This window comes from Rathayibacter sp. AY1H3 (assembly GCF_002932015.1).
In genome coordinates this window covers 1-13,565 of sequence record NZ_PSUU01000065.1, presented here as the reverse complement: position 1 = coordinate 13,565, position 13,565 = coordinate 1, and the positions used below count along the sequence as shown (strand labels likewise).

Genomic DNA, 13,565 nt, shown 5'->3' with positions numbered 1-13,565 from the left:
GCTCGGGGTCGGCGGTGCGGAGGAGGTAGTCGTAGCGCGCGATCGCTGCGCGGTCCTCCTGCGTGACCACCGGCTGCTGCCCGGGCCGGGCGTCCTGCGGGCGCGCGGAGGGTCGCCGCGGTGAGCCGTACTGCTGAGGCGGCTGGGCCTGCCCGCTCCGCGAGTCGCCTGTCACCTTGTCGGCGGCGGTGCGCACGAGGTCGCGCCAATCGGTCGTCCCGCTCAAGGACGACCCCGAGCCGCTCTTCGAATCGAGCGCCTTCGACGCCATGCCGAGAACGCGCTTGAACATGCTCACAGAGAACCTTCCGTCGAGTACCAGCCTCGATCATGGCGGCGCCGCCTGAGCGAAGGCCCGCGAGACGCCCTCAGAAGGCCGTGAGCGCTCGGAGCCTTGGGCGTCGCTCCGAGAGCGCATCCGTGCTCTCCGCCTGATCGAGGAGCTCGCGCACGTACCACGGGCGGAGGACGGCCCGCCACATCCCGCCGAGAAGGGGGTCTCGGATTCCGCCGGCCACCGCCTGCGGATGGCCGCCATGCGACCGGCTATCGCGAGCAGCGCACTGAAACCCGCGCGCCGTCTGTCCGCGAACGTGTCCCGCTGGATGGAGAGGCTCAGGACGAGGACGGCCGAGAACCCGCGAAGGAGCTCCTCGGTCGTGCGTCCCTGCCGCCGAGGAGTCCCCACCCGGGCAGGACCATCGAGGGCTCGGACCGTCGTCGCCTCGACGAGCAGAGCTCGGAGTGCTGGGCGGGGGGGGCGGACGCTGGCGTCAGACGGAGCGAAAGCGGCGGTCGTCCGATGGACTGATCCCGATTGCGGATCGTGGTGCCCCTGGAGGGACTCGAACCCCCAACCTGCTCCTTAGGACGGAGTCGCTCTTCCATTGAGCTACAGAGGCTGGCCGAGCCAGTGTACCCGCCGTGCCCCGCCCCCCGCGAAGCGACGACAGGGCCTCACCACAACGCCAGCGAAGCACGCCACGGCCCTCGTCGCGGCGACTGCGCGGCACACCCCTCTTGACACGAAGGCCTCCCGCCTCCATGGTTAGTTACACCACCAACTAACCACCCAACCCAGCACCGAAGGAGCCCGCGTGGACGACTCCCGCCCGCTCTTCCTGCAGATCGCCGAGCAGATCGAGAACGACATCATCGACGGCGCACTGCCGGAGGAGTCGCAGGTCCCGTCGACCAACGAGTTCGCCGCGTTCCACCGCATCAACCCGGCCACCGCCGGCAAGGGCGTGAACCTGCTCGTCGACGACGGGGTGCTCTACAAGAAGAGGGGGATCGGCATGTTCGTCGCCGAGGGGGCGCGCGACCGGCTGGTCGAGAAGCGCCGAACGCAGTTCCGCGACCAGTTCGTCGCTCCGCTGCTCGCCGAGGCCGCCAAGCTCGGCCTCAGCACCGAGCAGCTCGCCGACATGATCACAGAAGGGGGATCGCGATGAGCGCGGTCATCGAGGTCCACGACCTCACCAAGAACTACGGACGCATGCGCGCCGTCGACGGCATCGGCTTCGCGCTGGAGGAGAACCGCATCCACGGCCTCCTTGGCCGCAACGGCGCGGGCAAGACGACACTGATGTCGCTGCTCACCGGCCAGGAGTTCGCCAGCTCGGGCGAGATCCGCGTCTTCGGGCAGTCGCCGGTGGAGAACGCCGCCGTCCTCTCCCGCACCTGCTTCATCAAGGAGAGCCAGAAGTACCCGGACGACTTCAAGGTGAAGCACGTCCTGCGCAGCGCTCCCTGGTTCTTCGACGGCTGGGACGAGGCGTTCGCCCGCGAGCTCGTCGAGGACTTCCGCCTCCCGGTCGACCGCAAGATCAAGAAGCTCTCCCGCGGACAGCTTTCGGCGATCGGAGTGATCGTCGGTCTCGCCTCCCGCGCCCCGCTCACGTTCTTCGACGAGCCGTACCTGGGGCTGGACGCCGTCGCCCGGCAGCTGTTCTACGACCGCCTCCTCCAGGACTTCGCCGAGCACCCGCGCACGGTCGTCCTCTCCACCCACCTCATCGACGAGGTCAGCAGCCTGCTCGAGCACGTCCTCGTCATCGACCAGGGCCGCCTCGTCGTGGACAGCGACGCGGAGGAGCTGCGCGGGGCTGCGGCGACCGTCATCGGACCCCGGCAGGCCGTCGAGTCGTTCACCGCCGGCCGCGAGGTCATCGCCCGCTCCGCTCTCGGCAGCCGCGCCTCAGCCACGCTCCCCCGGCTCGACGACGCCGGCCGCGCCTCCGCCGCCCGCCACGGGCTCGAACTCGAGTCCGTCCCCCTCCAGCAGCTCGTCGTCCAGCTCACCACCGGGAAGGCCTCGGAATGACCGCCCTCACCGGCGCCCCCGCGCGCCACGACACCGCCGCCGGCCGCCTCGGCAGCATCGTCCGCCTGCACTTCGCGAACCCCGCCACCATCCTCTACACGCCGCTGATCATCACGGCCGTCATCCTGTCGGGCAACCTGGTCGTCTGGTGGCTGATCCTCCGCGGGCTCGACTCCGGCGAGCGCCTCGAGGCGCAGGAGGGGATGACCTACTCCGGCGCGTCCTTCTTCCTCTTCGTCTACATGATGGTCGTGGCCGTCCAGTCGGTGAACGTCACCTTCGGCCTCGCCCTCGGCTACGGCGCCACCCGCCGCGACTTCTCCCTCGGCACGGCCCTCACCTTCGTCGCCCTCTCGGTCTTCTACACCGGCGTCTTCGTGGTCCTCGGGATCGTGGAGCGGGCGACCGACGGCTGGGGCTTCGGCGGCAGCTTCTTCCGCTCGATCTACTTCGGCGGGGACTCCGTGGGCGAGCAGGCCGTCGCGGTGCTCTGCGCCCTGCTCTTCTTCTTCTTCATCGGAGCGGCGACGGCGGCGGTCTACGTGCGCTGGCGCCAGCGCGGGATGCTGCTCTTCTTCGGGATCCTCGGCGCCCTCCTGCTGGCCGTGATCACCCTCCTCACGCTCACCGAGAACTGGCCCGCCGTCGGCTCCTTCTTCGGCAGCGTCGGATACGCGGGCGGCTACGCCCTCTCGCTCATCCCGACCGCGATCGCCGGAGTCGCGGGCTGGGCGATCCTCCGCCGCGCCACCCCGCGCAGCAGCTGACACCACCGCCACCGATCCGAGAGGACCGACCATGACCGCCCCCGCCCGCCACTCCGCCTCCCCGCGGAGGATCCTCTCCGTCCTGAGGCTCCATCTCGCCCACCCCGGGACGGTCCTCGGCTGGCCGCTGCTCGTCCTGCTCGCCGTCCTCGCCGGCAACCTCGTGATCTGGTGGCTCGTCCTCCGCGGGATCGGGGCCGAGCGGGGCGGCGGCGACTCGGGCATCCTGCTCGTGGGGCCGGGGATGCTGATCGTCGTCTTCCTCTTCATCGGCTCCATCCAGGCCACGACCGCCACCTTCGGGCTGGCGCTGAGCTACGGAGCGACCCGACGCGACCACGTCCTCGGCAGCGCCCTCGCCTTCGCGGCACTGTCCGTGCTCTGGTCCGCGATCGTCGTGGCCCTCGGGGCGATCGAGGAGGCGACCGGGGGCTGGTGGCTGGGCGGCGCGCTCTTCCTCGCCTCTCCCCTCGACGGCCCGTGGCTCGAGCGCTTCGTCGTCCTGCTCTGCTCGCTCCTCGCCGCCTTCGCCCTCGGCGGAGCAGCGGGCGCGGTCTTCCTCCGCTGGCGGGAGCGCGGAGTGACGGCCTTCCTCCTCGTCCTCGGAGCGGCGGCACTCGCGGCGGTCGTCGTCGTCACTCTCGCCGGCGGCCGGCCGGTCGTGGTGGACGTCCTCGAGAGCGCGGGCACCGCCGGAGCCGCCGCTCTGCTCCTCGTCCCCGCCGCGCTCCTGACGGCGGTCGGCTCGCTGGTCCTCCGCCGGGCGACGCCGCGCGGCTGACCCCCTCCGGAACCGGGCCTGCAAGGCCCTTCCGCCCCGGGCGTCCGGATGCCAGCGTGGGCATATGGCCGACTCCCCCGCTCCGTCCCTCCTGCCCGTCCCCGAGCACAGCTGGATCGCGCGACCCGCCGACGCCGAGCTGACCCAGGACACCATCGACACGGTCGACGCCTGGTGGCGCGCCGCGAACTACCTCGCGGTCGGACAGATCTACCTGCTCGCGAACCCGCTCCTGAAGACCCCGTTGAGCCGGGAGGACATCAAGCCCCGCCTGCTCGGCCACTGGGGCACCACCCCCGGCCTCAACCTGATCTACGCGCACCTGAACCGCGCGATCCGCGAGCGCCGCCAGCCGACCCTCTACATCACCGGTCCCGGCCACGGCGGACCGGGCATGGTCGCCAACGCCTACCTCGACGGCACCTACAGCGAGATCTACTCCCACATCGACGAGTCGGAGGAGGGGCTGCGCCGCCTCTTCCGCCAGTTCAGCTTCCCCGGGGGCATCCCCAGCCACGCCGCCCCCGAGACTCCGGGCAGCATCCACGAGGGCGGAGAGCTCGGGTACGCGCTGAGCCACGCGTACGGAGCGGCCTTCGACAACCCGGACCTCCTGGTCGCGGCGGTCGTCGGCGACGGCGAGGCTGAAACCGGCCCGCTCGCCACCAGCTGGCACTCCAACAAGTTCGTGAACCCGCTCACCGACGGCGTCGTCCTGCCGATCCTGCACCTCAACGGCTGGAAGATCGCGAACCCGACCGTCCTCGCCCGCATCCCGCAGGAGGAGCTCGACAGCCTCCTCCGCGGGTACGGCCACGAGCCGTTCCTCGTCGAGGGCGGCTTCGACGGCGAGGACCCGATGCGCGTGCACGAGCGGTTCGCCGACGTCCTGGACACGGTGCTCGACCGCATCGCGGCGATCAAGGAGCGCGCCGCCGCCGGCGACCTCTCACGCCCGGCCTGGCCGATGATCGTGCTGAAGACCCCGAAGGGCTGGACCTGCCCGACCGAGATCGACGGCGTCCAGGTGGAGGGCACCTACCGCTCGCACCAGGTCCCGCTGCCCAACGCCCGCGACACCGAGGCGCACACCCGCCTCCTCGAGGACTGGCTCCGCTCCTACCGGCCCGAGGAGCTCTTCACCGAGGAGGGCGGCGTGGTCGACCGCGTCCGCTCGCTGGCCCCCGAGGGCGAGCTGCGGATGAGCGCGACCCCGCACGCGAACGGCGGGCTGCTGCGGCAGACTCTCGACCTGCCCGACTTCCGCCGCTACGAGGTCGTCGTGGAGCAGCCGGGTGGCACCGTCGCGGAGGCGACGAAGGTGCTCGGCGAATGGCTCGCCGACGTCATCCGCGCCAACCCGACCAACTTCCGCCTCTTCGGGCCGGACGAGGTCGCGAGCAACCGGCTGCAGTCCGTCTACGCCGCCACCGACAAGCAGTGGGACGCCGAGCTCAGCCCCCTCGACGACCACCTGGCTCGCGCCGGGCGGGTCATGGAGGTGCTCTCGGAGCACCAGTGCCAGGGCTGGCTGGAGGGCTACCTGCTCACCGGCCGCCACGGGCTCTTCACCTGCTATGAGGCGTTCATCCACATCATCGACTCGATGTTCAACCAGCACGCGAAGTGGCTGGACGGCACCCGCGACATCGAGTGGCGCCGCCCGATCGCGAGCCTCAACTACCTGCTCTCGAGCCACGTCTGGCGCCAGGACCACAACGGCTTCAGCCACCAGGACCCGGGCTTCATCGACCACGTCGTCAACAAGAAGCCCGAGGTCGTGCGCGTCTACCTGCCCTTCGACGCGAACACGCTCCTCTCGACCTACGACCACTGCCTCCGGAGCGTCGACTACGTCAACGTGGTCGTCGCCGGGAAGCAGCCCTCGCCCCAGTGGCTCACGATGGCGGAGGCGGTCGCCCACTGCACGCGCGGACTCGGCATCCTGGAGTGGGCGAGCAGCGAGCGGCAGGGCGAGTCCCCGGACGTCGTGCTCGCCTGCGCGGGCGACGTGCCGACCCTCGAGACCCTCGCGGCGGTGAGCATCCTCCGCGAGACGCTGCCGGACCTCGCGATCCGCACGGTCAACGTGGTCGATCTGATGCGCCTGATGTCGGAGTCGGAGCACCCGCACGGCCTCTCCGACCGCGAGTTCGATGCGGTCTTCACCCCCGACCGCCCGATCGTGTTCGCGTACCACGGCTATCCGTGGCTCATCCACCGACTGACCTACAAGCGGACCGGCCACGGCAACCTGCACGTGCGCGGGTACAAGGAGAACGGCACCACCACCACTCCGTTCGACATGGTGATGCTCAACGACCTCGACCGCTACTCGCTGGTGATCGACGTCATCGACCGGACCCCCGGCCTCGGCGCCCGCGCCGCCGGTCTCCGCCAGGAGATGCAGGACGCCCGCATCCGCGCCCGCGCCTACACCCGCGAGCACGGCGAGGACATCCCCGAGGTCGCGAACTGGACCTGGGCCGGCGAGCGCTCCGGCAACGCCAGCCAGAGCACCGGCAACGACAACGAATGACGCGGCGCGAGGGACGACCTCAGCGGCGTTGTCGTCAGGCGCGATACCGCCGGTATCGCTTCCTCCTCCGCCTTGCCGAGCCCGCCCCTCGCACCGCGTCCACTCGAACGGCGGAACGTCGTCATCGGATATCCGCGGGGGCGATGCCGACTCCGCAGCGTCAGGCTGCGGGCGCCAGGTAGTCGTCCCAGTCGGGCTGCGTCCGCTCCGCGCCGCGCACGAGCCAGGAGCCGGCGCGCGGCATCCGGGGGACGGTGCGCAGACGCCATCCCATCTCGTGCGGGGTGCGGTCGCTCTTGACGTTGTTGCAGCGCTGGCAGCAGGCGACGAGGTTCTCCCAGGTGTCCCGGCCCCCGCGCGACTTGGGCTGGATGTGGTCGATCGTCGCCGCGTGCTGACCGCAGTAGCCGCAGCGGTGGTTGTCCCGGCGGAGCACGCCCCGGCGCGACACCGGCACGCTGCGGCCGCTCGGGATGCGCACGTACCGGGTCAGCACGATCACCGAGGGCCGCACGTGGTCGCCGTGCGCGCTGTGCACCGGATTGCCCTCGTCCGCGGCGATCACGGTCGCCTTCTCCGTCATCAGCAGGACCAGGGCCCGCTTGAACGACACCACCGCGAGCGGCTCGTAGCCGGCGTTGAGAACCAGAGTGCGCATCAGTGACCTCCGTGCTGTCGCACGCCGTCGCGCGAAGGCGCCGCGACCACGAGCAAGGGCGCCGTCGTGATGACGGCGCCCTGCGAGGCCGCGGCGGAGTGCCGCGCGATGACGTGGAGTCGTATCCGCGTGTCGGAGGAGTGCACCGCCGCGGTGAGGACCCGCGCGCGTATCGAATCGGCCGGCCGCACGCGCGAGCGCAGCCCCACGCTGTGGCGCCCGCTCCGCTCGGCCATCCCGGCACTCCGTCCCTCGACGAATCGATCCGCTCGCCACGCGAGCGGACTGGGGTTCAGGTTAACCCTTCACGCCCGGAACACCAGGGGTCGGTCCGGATTCGTCACGCGGCGTTCACACGGCGGGACGACGAGAGCCCGCCCCCTCCAGGAGGGGACGGGCTCTCGAGCGGATCGACCGGATCAGCCGTTGATGCGCACGATCCGGTAGTCGGAGGTCCACAGCGGCTGCACGCGGACGCTCGCGCCCTCGTAGGGCGCGTGCAGGATGTTGCCGTTGCCCGCGTAGAAGCCGTCGTGGCCGTCCATGATGACGAGGTCGCCGGGCTGGGCGTCGGCGAGCGAGACGGGGGTTCCCATGGCGCCCTGGCCCGCGGCCGAGTGGGGCATCGAGATGCCGTACTGGGCGAAGACGTACATCACGAAGCCGGAGCAGTCGAAGCCGCTCGGGTCGGCTCCACCGAAGACGTAGGGCACGCCCTGGTACTGCATCGCCGTGTCGAACACCGCCGAGAGGCTGTAGCTGGTGGTCGGGGCGGCGGCCGCGATCTCGCTGGCCGAGGCGCCGGAGTAGGAGTTGAACTCCTCGGCGGTCTCGGCGCGCGCCTCGGCGACGTCGCTCGTGTCGACGACGGGCTCGGCCACCACGACGGGCTCGGGCTCCGGTGCGGGCGGCGGTGGCGCCGCCTCGGCCGAGAAGCCGTCGCGGGCGATCGCGGCCTGCACCACTCCGCCGTCGACGGCGACGGTCTGCGCGGAGCCCTGGCGGAGGAGGTCGGCTCGCGACGCCGCGAACAGGCCGTCGTCCTGGCTGCCCGGAGTGAAGGCGTAGGCAGGGAGCGCCATGGTCGCGACCAGCGCGCCGGCGAAGCCGACCATCGCGACCTTGCCGACGACACGGCCCCGGCGCTTGCGCGGGGTCCCGGCCGGCGACGGCACGAAGTCGGTGATGTCCGCGCGGCGGGCAGGAGCTGCGGGAACGGCGCGACGGGAGACGGGTGCGTCCCCGTGGATCCGGGCGCGGATGACCGGGGGCCGGTTCTCGAAGGTCGCGTCGCCGGAGCGGTCGGGGTGGTTGGAGCGGAACCGGTCGGGTGAGCCGGCGTCCTCGTTCGGGGTGAGGGGGTTCTGGGGCAAGGGGGAGATCCTCCGACGTCCCCTCAGCCCAGGCAGCTGTCCCGTCTCATGCACGAAGCATCGGTGTGCACAGGATCCGAGACGGGTGTGGGGGCGTCGGATCCCGCGCCCTGGGACCGAGGCTCGGCCGCAGGGCTCCACAGAGCGTAAGCGACCGTTACCGATTTGTCACCTTCTCGGCGGAAAGAGACCGCTCTCCCGTTCGCCTCCGGTCACCGGATGCGGTAAGGGCCCGTACGGGCCACTCCCAGGGACGCGCGGGTCAGACGACGAGGAAGATGTGCGCCGCGACCTCGTTGGGCAGCTCGATGCCAGCCTCGGCTCCGTCGATGCGCGCGAGCACGTAGCCGTTGAGGGCCGAGAACTCGCCCTCGGCACCGGGCACGACCCCGGCCTGCTTGAGCTGGAGGAGGAGCTCCGGATCGACCTGCGCCGGCTCGCCGAGGCGTCGGACGACGCCGCGGCGGGGCTCGCTCGACCCCGCGACGAAGCGCGGCAGGCTGATGACGCCGTCGGCGAAGCGGGAGGCGGGGGTGTCGCCGAGCTCGTCCAGGCCCGGGATCGGATTGCCGTAGGGCGACTCCGTCGGGTGGTCGAGCATCTCGAGGAGACGGCGCTCGACCTGCTCGCTCATCACGTGCTCCCAGCGGCAGGCCTCCTCGTGCACGAACTCCCAGTCGAGCTTGATGACGTCGTGGAGGAGCCGCTCGGCGAGGCGGTGCTTGCGCATGACGTGGATCGCCTTGCGGCGGCCGTCGGAGGTGAGCTCGAGGTGGCGGTCGCCCGAGACGACGACGAGGCCGTCGCGCTCCATGCGACCGACGGTCTGCGACACGGTCGGCCCGGAGTGGCTGAGCCGCTCCGAGATGCGCGCGCGCAACGGGATGATGTTCTCCTCCTCGAGCTCGAGGATGGTGCGCAGGTACATCTCGGTGGTGTCGATCAGATCCGTCATCTCAGCCTTCCCGTCTCGGCGCGCTCCACCCTAGTGGTCGCCACGACGCAGCATCGGCGCTGGGCGCAACGCAGGCCTCCGTCGCTCGGAGGAGGGGTGCGGGCCGGGAACCATAGTATTAACGCATGCCGGACCTCACCATTCCTCGCGAGCTGCTCCCCCACGACGGACGGTTCGGCTGCGGCCCGTCCAAGGTGCGGCACGACCAGCTCGCCCACCTCGCGACGCAGGGCGCGCACCTCCTCGGGACCTCGCACCGCCAGGCGCCCGTCAAGGACCTCGTCGGGCGCGTGCGCAAGCACCTCGCCACGCTGTTCCGCATCCCCGACGGCTACGAGGTCCTGCTGGGCAACGGCGGCTCGACCGCCTTCTGGGACGCCGCCGCCTTCTCCCTCATCGAGCGCCGCGCCGAGAACCTCACGTTCGGCGAGTTCGGCCAGAAGTTCGCGGCCGCCGCCTCCGCGCCGTTCCTCGAGCCGGCCCACGTCGTCTCCGCCCCCGCGGGGTCCCGGAGCGAGGTCGAGATCGTCGAGGGGATCGACGTGTACGCGTGGCCCCACAACGAGACGAGCACCGGAGTGATGGCCCCGGTCCGCCGGGTCCGCGGCGACGAGGGCGCGCTCACCGTCATCGATGCCACCAGCGCGGCGGGCGGCATCGACGTCGACATCGCCGAGGCCGACGTCTATTACTTCGCCCCGCAGAAGAACTTCGCCTCCGACGGCGGACTTTGGTTCGGCCTCTTCTCCCCCGCCGCGATCGAGCGGATCGAGCGCATCGCGGCGAGCGGCCGCTACATCCCCGAGTTCCTGAGCCTCAAGAACGCCGTCGACAACTCGCGCCTGAACCAGACGCTGAACACTCCGGCGCTCTCGACCCTCCTGCTGATGGAGTCGCAGCTCGAGTGGATGAACGCCTCGGGCGGCCTGGCCTGGGCGTCGGCGCGCACGGCTGAGTCCTCCTCCACGATCTACGACTGGGCCGAGGCCTCGAGCCTCGCCACCCCGTTCGTCGAGGTGCCCGAGCACCGCTCCCAGGTCGTCGCGACCGTCGACTTCGACGCCTCCGTCGATGCCGCTCTCGTCGCGAAGATCCTCCGCGCGAACGGGATCGTCGACACGGAGCCGTACCGCAAGCTCGGCCGCAACCAGCTGCGCGTGGCGACGTTCGTCGCGATCGAGCCGGACGACGTCCGCTCGCTGCTCGGCTGCATCGACCACGTCCTCGAGCGCCTGGCGGTCTGAGGCACGCCATGCGGCTGTGGCTGCGCGAGGAGGAGCGGCGGCCCGCGCCGCCGCCCTACGCGAGCGACGACGCGACGGCTCTGCTGGTCGGGTGCGTCGTCTGGGCGGTCGCGCTCGTGGCCGTGCTCGTGGCGACGGCCGTCGGAGCCGTCATCGAGCCGGTCGTCCTGTCGACCGTCGTGATCGGACTGGTCCTCGGCACGATCGGGCTGTTCTACAGCCGCAACCGACGCTAGACCGCGTCGGTCTCCATCCGGAGTCCGGTGCCGTCGGCCTCGGGCTCGAGACGGACGCGCAGGCCGGTGAACTCGCCGAGGCGCTCGACGTGGGTGCCGCCGCACGCGATCGCGGCGTCCCCCGCGGGGAGGGTGCAGCGCCATGTCCGCCGCGTGCTGAGGAGGTCGTCGTCGCGCTCGATGCGCACCTCCGCGTCCGAGGCGATCCACTCGGCGAGGAGGGCGTTCACCCGCTCCTGCACCTCGACGATCTCCGCCAGCAGGCGGGCGGTGTCCATCCCGCTGCGTCGGAGGGACTTGCCGAGGCGGTAGACGTCGGTGGAGCCGGACTCGCGGATCCGCGAGGTCTGGATCGCCGCCTGGTCGAAGTCCGGGTTGCCCAGGGCGTCGGTGCGCGCCGGCTTCGACCAGAACGAGGCCAGAGCGGCGTTGAGGGCGAGGGAGGCGAGGTGGCAGGCGGTGTGCCCGCGGGAGAGCTCGTGCCGGTGGTCCGCGTCGACCTCGACGTCGACCTCGTCGTCCACGTGGAGTGAGGAGGCGTCGTCGACGATGTGGACGACGACGAAGCTCCACTCTGGAGTGCCGAGCCGCGCCGGGAGCCGCTCGCCGACGTGCAGCTCGCCGCCCTGCCACGCCCCGATGCGGCAGTCGATGAGGGGATGCCGCTCCCCCGCCACGGCCAGCGCGCCGCGGTCGGGCCCCTGGTCGGGCCAGGTCGGGTCGACGGGGTGAGCGGCGGTCGCATCGAGGACGACCGCCCAGCGGCCGTCCTCCAGCCGGCCCACGTGCTGCACGCGCCCGGAGGAGCGCACGGCGCCGCCGGGATAGGCGATGCGGGTATCGGAGTCGATGCTCATCGGGCGGCGCCGGACCGGATCAGCGGCGACGTCGACGGCGACGGGTGGCGGGGGCGGGAGCGGGTTCGGGCTCGACGTCGTCGGAGTCCTCGTCGTCGGAGTCGTCGTCCGGGTCGTCGTCGTCGTCGGAGTCGTCCTCGTCCGAGTCCTCGTCGTCCGAGTCTTCGTCGTCATCCGAGTCGTCGCCCGAGTCCTCGTCCTCGTCCGAGTCCTCGTCCTCGTCCTCGTCCTCGTCCGAGTCCTCGTCCTCGTCCTCGTCGGAGTCGTCGTCCGACTCGTCGTCGAGGTCGTCTTCCTCGGCGTCCTCGAGCTCGTCGTCGTCCGCGTCCTCGACCTCCTCGCCGAGCGCGTCCTGCGCGGTCTGGTAGTCGGCGAGACGCACGGACCACGGCACCCAGTCCGGAGCGAGGACCGCGCCCTCACCCGGCAGCAGCTCGACCTCCAGGACGTTCACGTCCTCGGTCTCGTCGATCCGGGACAGCGTCGCCGTCCACAGCCAACCCGGGTACCCGCGCATGAGGTTCGCGAACTTCAGCGACACGACGTGCTCGCCCTGCGCCAGAGTCGTGACCAGCTCGCCGATCGTCCCCTCGGGGGCGATCTCGGCGAGCGCGGCGCGAGCGACATCGAGAGACCCCGCGAGCACGGCGTCCGCCTCGTAGACGGGCTCGGGAGCCTCGTCCGCGGCGGCCTCGTCCGCCTCCCCCGTGGAAGCGTCGTCGTCGGCCTCGGAACGGTCGTCGGCGACGGGGCCGGAATCCTCCGCAGAAGTCGCATCCTCAGCAGGAGCCGCATCCTCAGCAGGAGCCGCATCCTCAGCAGGAGCCGCATCCTCAGCAGGAGTCAAGTCGTCAGCAGGAGCCATGTCCTGAGCAGGAGCCGAGTCCTCAGATGTTCCCGCGTCGTCAGCAGGAACCGCATCGTCAGCAGTGGCCGCGTCCTCAGCAGGAGCCGGCACTGCAGCAGAAGCCGTGTCCGCGCCGGGAGCCCCCGCCTCAGCGGCGACATCGTCGGCCGGAGGAGTCTCCTCCGCAGAGGCGGAGTCCTCGCCAGGAGCCTCGGTCACCGGGAGGGCGGCGTCGCTCTCACCCTCGCCGGAGGGAGCCTCGTCGACAGGAGCCGCCTCGTCAGCGGCGATCTCCTCGTCGGCTCCGCTCGCGTCCTCGGCGGAGGAGTCCTCCTCGGCAGGAGTCGTGTCCGGCTCGCCGGAGTCGCCCTCTTCCGAGGACTGCTCCACGCGAGCGTCCTCCGTGGTCGGAGCGGCGACGGTCTCCTCGACCGGGCGCTGCTCGTCGGTCGTGCCGTCGGCGTCAGGCATCCAGCTCGTCCGCAACCCGGCGCAGGAGCGCCGCGATCGTGCGCCCGTGGGCCTTGTCGGGGTAGCGGCCGCGCTTGAGCCCGGCGCCGATCCCGTCGAGCAGCTTGACCGTGTCCTCCACGATCACGGACATGTCGTCCGCGGACTTCCGGTTGAGCTTCACCAGGCTCGGCGGGGCGTCGAGGACGCGCGCCGAGAGCGCCTGCGCCCCGCGCTTGCCGTCGGCGATGCCGAACTCGAGGCGGGTGCCGGCCTTGACCGCGGTCCCGGAGGGCAGCGCGGAAGCGTGCAGGAAGACCTCCTGGCCGTCATCAGTGCTGATGAAGCCGAAGCCCTTCTCCTCGTCGTAGAACTTGACCTTGCCGGTAGGCATGCAGACCCCTCCTGGAAATGAAGCAGCCATCAGTTTAGTCGACCGGGGCCGCCCTATCCTTGACGGGTGAAGCCACAGGAGCCGGCGGGCGTCGGACGCGCGGAGCGCACGCTCGCCTACATGTTCATCGCGATCATC

13 protein-coding genes, 1 tRNA gene and 1 pseudogene are annotated in these 13,565 nt (G+C 71.2%); 7 read left to right on the top strand and 8 right to left on the bottom strand.

Translation table 11 applies throughout. The features are described from left to right. Both C5C33_RS17165 and C5C33_RS17160 read right to left on the bottom strand, forming a co-directional pair. Positions 1 to 292 (bottom strand): annotated as a pseudogene (locus tag C5C33_RS17165) (hypothetical protein); the annotation flags it as partial. Positions 293 to 827: 535 nt separating this feature from the next. Then, positions 828 to 902, bottom strand: a tRNA-Arg gene (locus C5C33_RS17160). A gap of 195 nt (positions 903 to 1,097) precedes the next feature. Between C5C33_RS17160 and C5C33_RS17155 the strand changes: the two genes are divergently transcribed. The 5 genes from C5C33_RS17155 (at position 1,098) to C5C33_RS17135 (ending at position 6,413) form a co-directional block, all read left to right on the top strand. Beyond that, positions 1,098 to 1,454, top strand: a complete 357-nt coding sequence (locus C5C33_RS17155; protein WP_104224613.1) for a GntR family transcriptional regulator — start codon at positions 1,098 to 1,100, stop codon at positions 1,452 to 1,454. After that, entirely contained in the window at positions 1,451 to 2,326 is an 876-nt protein-coding gene (locus C5C33_RS17150) for an ABC transporter ATP-binding protein (protein ID WP_104261710.1), read from the top strand. The genes C5C33_RS17155 and C5C33_RS17150 overlap by 4 nt, the downstream gene beginning before the upstream one ends. Next, positions 2,323 to 3,093 carry an ABC transporter permease gene (locus tag C5C33_RS17145; RefSeq protein ID WP_104258198.1) on the top strand — a complete coding sequence of 257 codons (771 nt, stop codon included), beginning with the start codon at positions 2,323 to 2,325 and terminating at the stop codon, positions 3,091 to 3,093. Before C5C33_RS17150 ends, C5C33_RS17145 begins: the two co-directional genes overlap by 4 nt. A 31-nt stretch (positions 3,094 to 3,124) precedes the next feature. Further along, entirely contained in the window at positions 3,125 to 3,874 is a 750-nt protein-coding gene (locus C5C33_RS17140; RefSeq protein ID WP_104261709.1) for a hypothetical protein, read from the top strand. A 64-nt stretch (positions 3,875 to 3,938) separates the two neighbouring features. Then, positions 3,939 to 6,413, top strand: coding sequence for a phosphoketolase (locus C5C33_RS17135; protein WP_104261708.1), 2,475 nt, complete (start codon positions 3,939 to 3,941; stop codon positions 6,411 to 6,413). A gap of 160 nt (positions 6,414 to 6,573) precedes the next feature. Here C5C33_RS17135 and C5C33_RS17130 read toward each other — a convergent pair whose 3' ends face one another. From C5C33_RS17130 to C5C33_RS17115, 3 genes are all read right to left on the bottom strand, one after another. Further along, positions 6,574 to 7,071 (bottom strand): HNH endonuclease, encoded by a 498-nt coding sequence (locus tag C5C33_RS17130; protein WP_104224608.1) that lies wholly within the window; start codon positions 7,069 to 7,071, stop codon positions 6,574 to 6,576. 419 nt (positions 7,072 to 7,490) lie between these two features. Continuing rightward, the gene (locus C5C33_RS18840) at positions 7,491 to 8,444 is read right to left on the bottom strand and encodes a C40 family peptidase (RefSeq protein WP_258060437.1); all 954 of its coding nucleotides are present in this window, start codon (positions 8,442 to 8,444) and stop codon (positions 7,491 to 7,493) included. 262 nt (positions 8,445 to 8,706) lie between these two features. Further along, positions 8,707 to 9,399, bottom strand: coding sequence for a metal-dependent transcriptional regulator (locus tag C5C33_RS17115; RefSeq protein ID WP_104224606.1), 693 nt, complete (start codon positions 9,397 to 9,399; stop codon positions 8,707 to 8,709). A 125-nt stretch (positions 9,400 to 9,524) separates the two neighbouring features. Here C5C33_RS17115 and serC point away from each other — a divergent pair, with 125 nt between their 5' ends. Next, a complete protein-coding gene (serC, locus tag C5C33_RS17110; RefSeq protein ID WP_104261707.1) occupies positions 9,525 to 10,643 on the top strand; it encodes a phosphoserine transaminase in 1,119 nt (372 codons plus the stop codon). 8 nt (positions 10,644 to 10,651) lie between these two features. Further along, entirely contained in the window at positions 10,652 to 10,879 is a 228-nt protein-coding gene (locus tag C5C33_RS17105) for a DUF2530 domain-containing protein (RefSeq protein WP_104224604.1), read from the top strand. Here C5C33_RS17105 and C5C33_RS17100 read toward each other — a convergent pair. Genes C5C33_RS17100 through C5C33_RS17090 form a run of 3 tightly spaced genes read right to left on the bottom strand, consistent with a single transcriptional unit; the run spans position 10,876 to position 13,427 of the window. Continuing rightward, complete coding sequence (locus C5C33_RS17100; RefSeq protein ID WP_104261706.1) at positions 10,876 to 11,736, bottom strand: metal-dependent hydrolase; 861 nt, start codon at positions 11,734 to 11,736, stop codon at positions 10,876 to 10,878. The genes C5C33_RS17105 and C5C33_RS17100 overlap by 4 nt on opposite strands. A 19-nt stretch (positions 11,737 to 11,755) precedes the next feature. Beyond that, positions 11,756 to 13,054 (bottom strand): DUF3027 domain-containing protein, encoded by a 1,299-nt coding sequence (locus tag C5C33_RS17095; RefSeq protein ID WP_104261705.1) that lies wholly within the window; start codon positions 13,052 to 13,054, stop codon positions 11,756 to 11,758. Continuing rightward, positions 13,047 to 13,427, bottom strand: a complete 381-nt coding sequence (locus tag C5C33_RS17090; protein WP_104224602.1) for a cold-shock protein — start codon at positions 13,425 to 13,427, stop codon at positions 13,047 to 13,049. Before C5C33_RS17090 ends, C5C33_RS17095 begins: the two co-directional genes overlap by 8 nt. Between the last annotated feature and the right edge of the window lie 138 nt (positions 13,428 to 13,565).

Excerpts from the sequence above, each read along its gene's own strand:
- C5C33_RS17150 (WP_104261710.1), top strand. The coding sequence starts at position 1,451 with ATGAGCGCGGTCATCGAGGTCCACGACCTCACCAAGAACTACGGACGC.
- C5C33_RS17145 (WP_104258198.1), top strand. The coding sequence starts at position 2,323 with ATGACCGCCCTCACCGGCGCCCCCGCGCGCCACGACACCGCCGCCGGC.
- C5C33_RS17140 (WP_104261709.1), top strand. The coding sequence starts at position 3,125 with ATGACCGCCCCCGCCCGCCACTCCGCCTCCCCGCGGAGGATCCTCTCC.
- C5C33_RS17135 (WP_104261708.1), top strand. The coding sequence starts at position 3,939 with ATGGCCGACTCCCCCGCTCCGTCCCTCCTGCCCGTCCCCGAGCACAGC.
- C5C33_RS17130 (WP_104224608.1), bottom strand. The coding sequence starts at position 7,071 with ATGCGCACTCTGGTTCTCAACGCCGGCTACGAGCCGCTCGCGGTGGTG.
- C5C33_RS17115 (WP_104224606.1), bottom strand. The coding sequence starts at position 9,399 with ATGACGGATCTGATCGACACCACCGAGATGTACCTGCGCACCATCCTC.
- serC (WP_104261707.1), top strand. The coding sequence starts at position 9,525 with ATGCCGGACCTCACCATTCCTCGCGAGCTGCTCCCCCACGACGGACGG.
- C5C33_RS17105 (WP_104224604.1), top strand. The coding sequence starts at position 10,652 with ATGCGGCTGTGGCTGCGCGAGGAGGAGCGGCGGCCCGCGCCGCCGCCC.
- C5C33_RS17100 (WP_104261706.1), bottom strand. The coding sequence starts at position 11,736 with ATGAGCATCGACTCCGATACCCGCATCGCCTATCCCGGCGGCGCCGTG.
- C5C33_RS17095 (WP_104261705.1), bottom strand. The coding sequence starts at position 13,054 with ATGCCTGACGCCGACGGCACGACCGACGAGCAGCGCCCGGTCGAGGAG.
- C5C33_RS17090 (WP_104224602.1), bottom strand. The coding sequence starts at position 13,427 with ATGCCTACCGGCAAGGTCAAGTTCTACGACGAGGAGAAGGGCTTCGGC.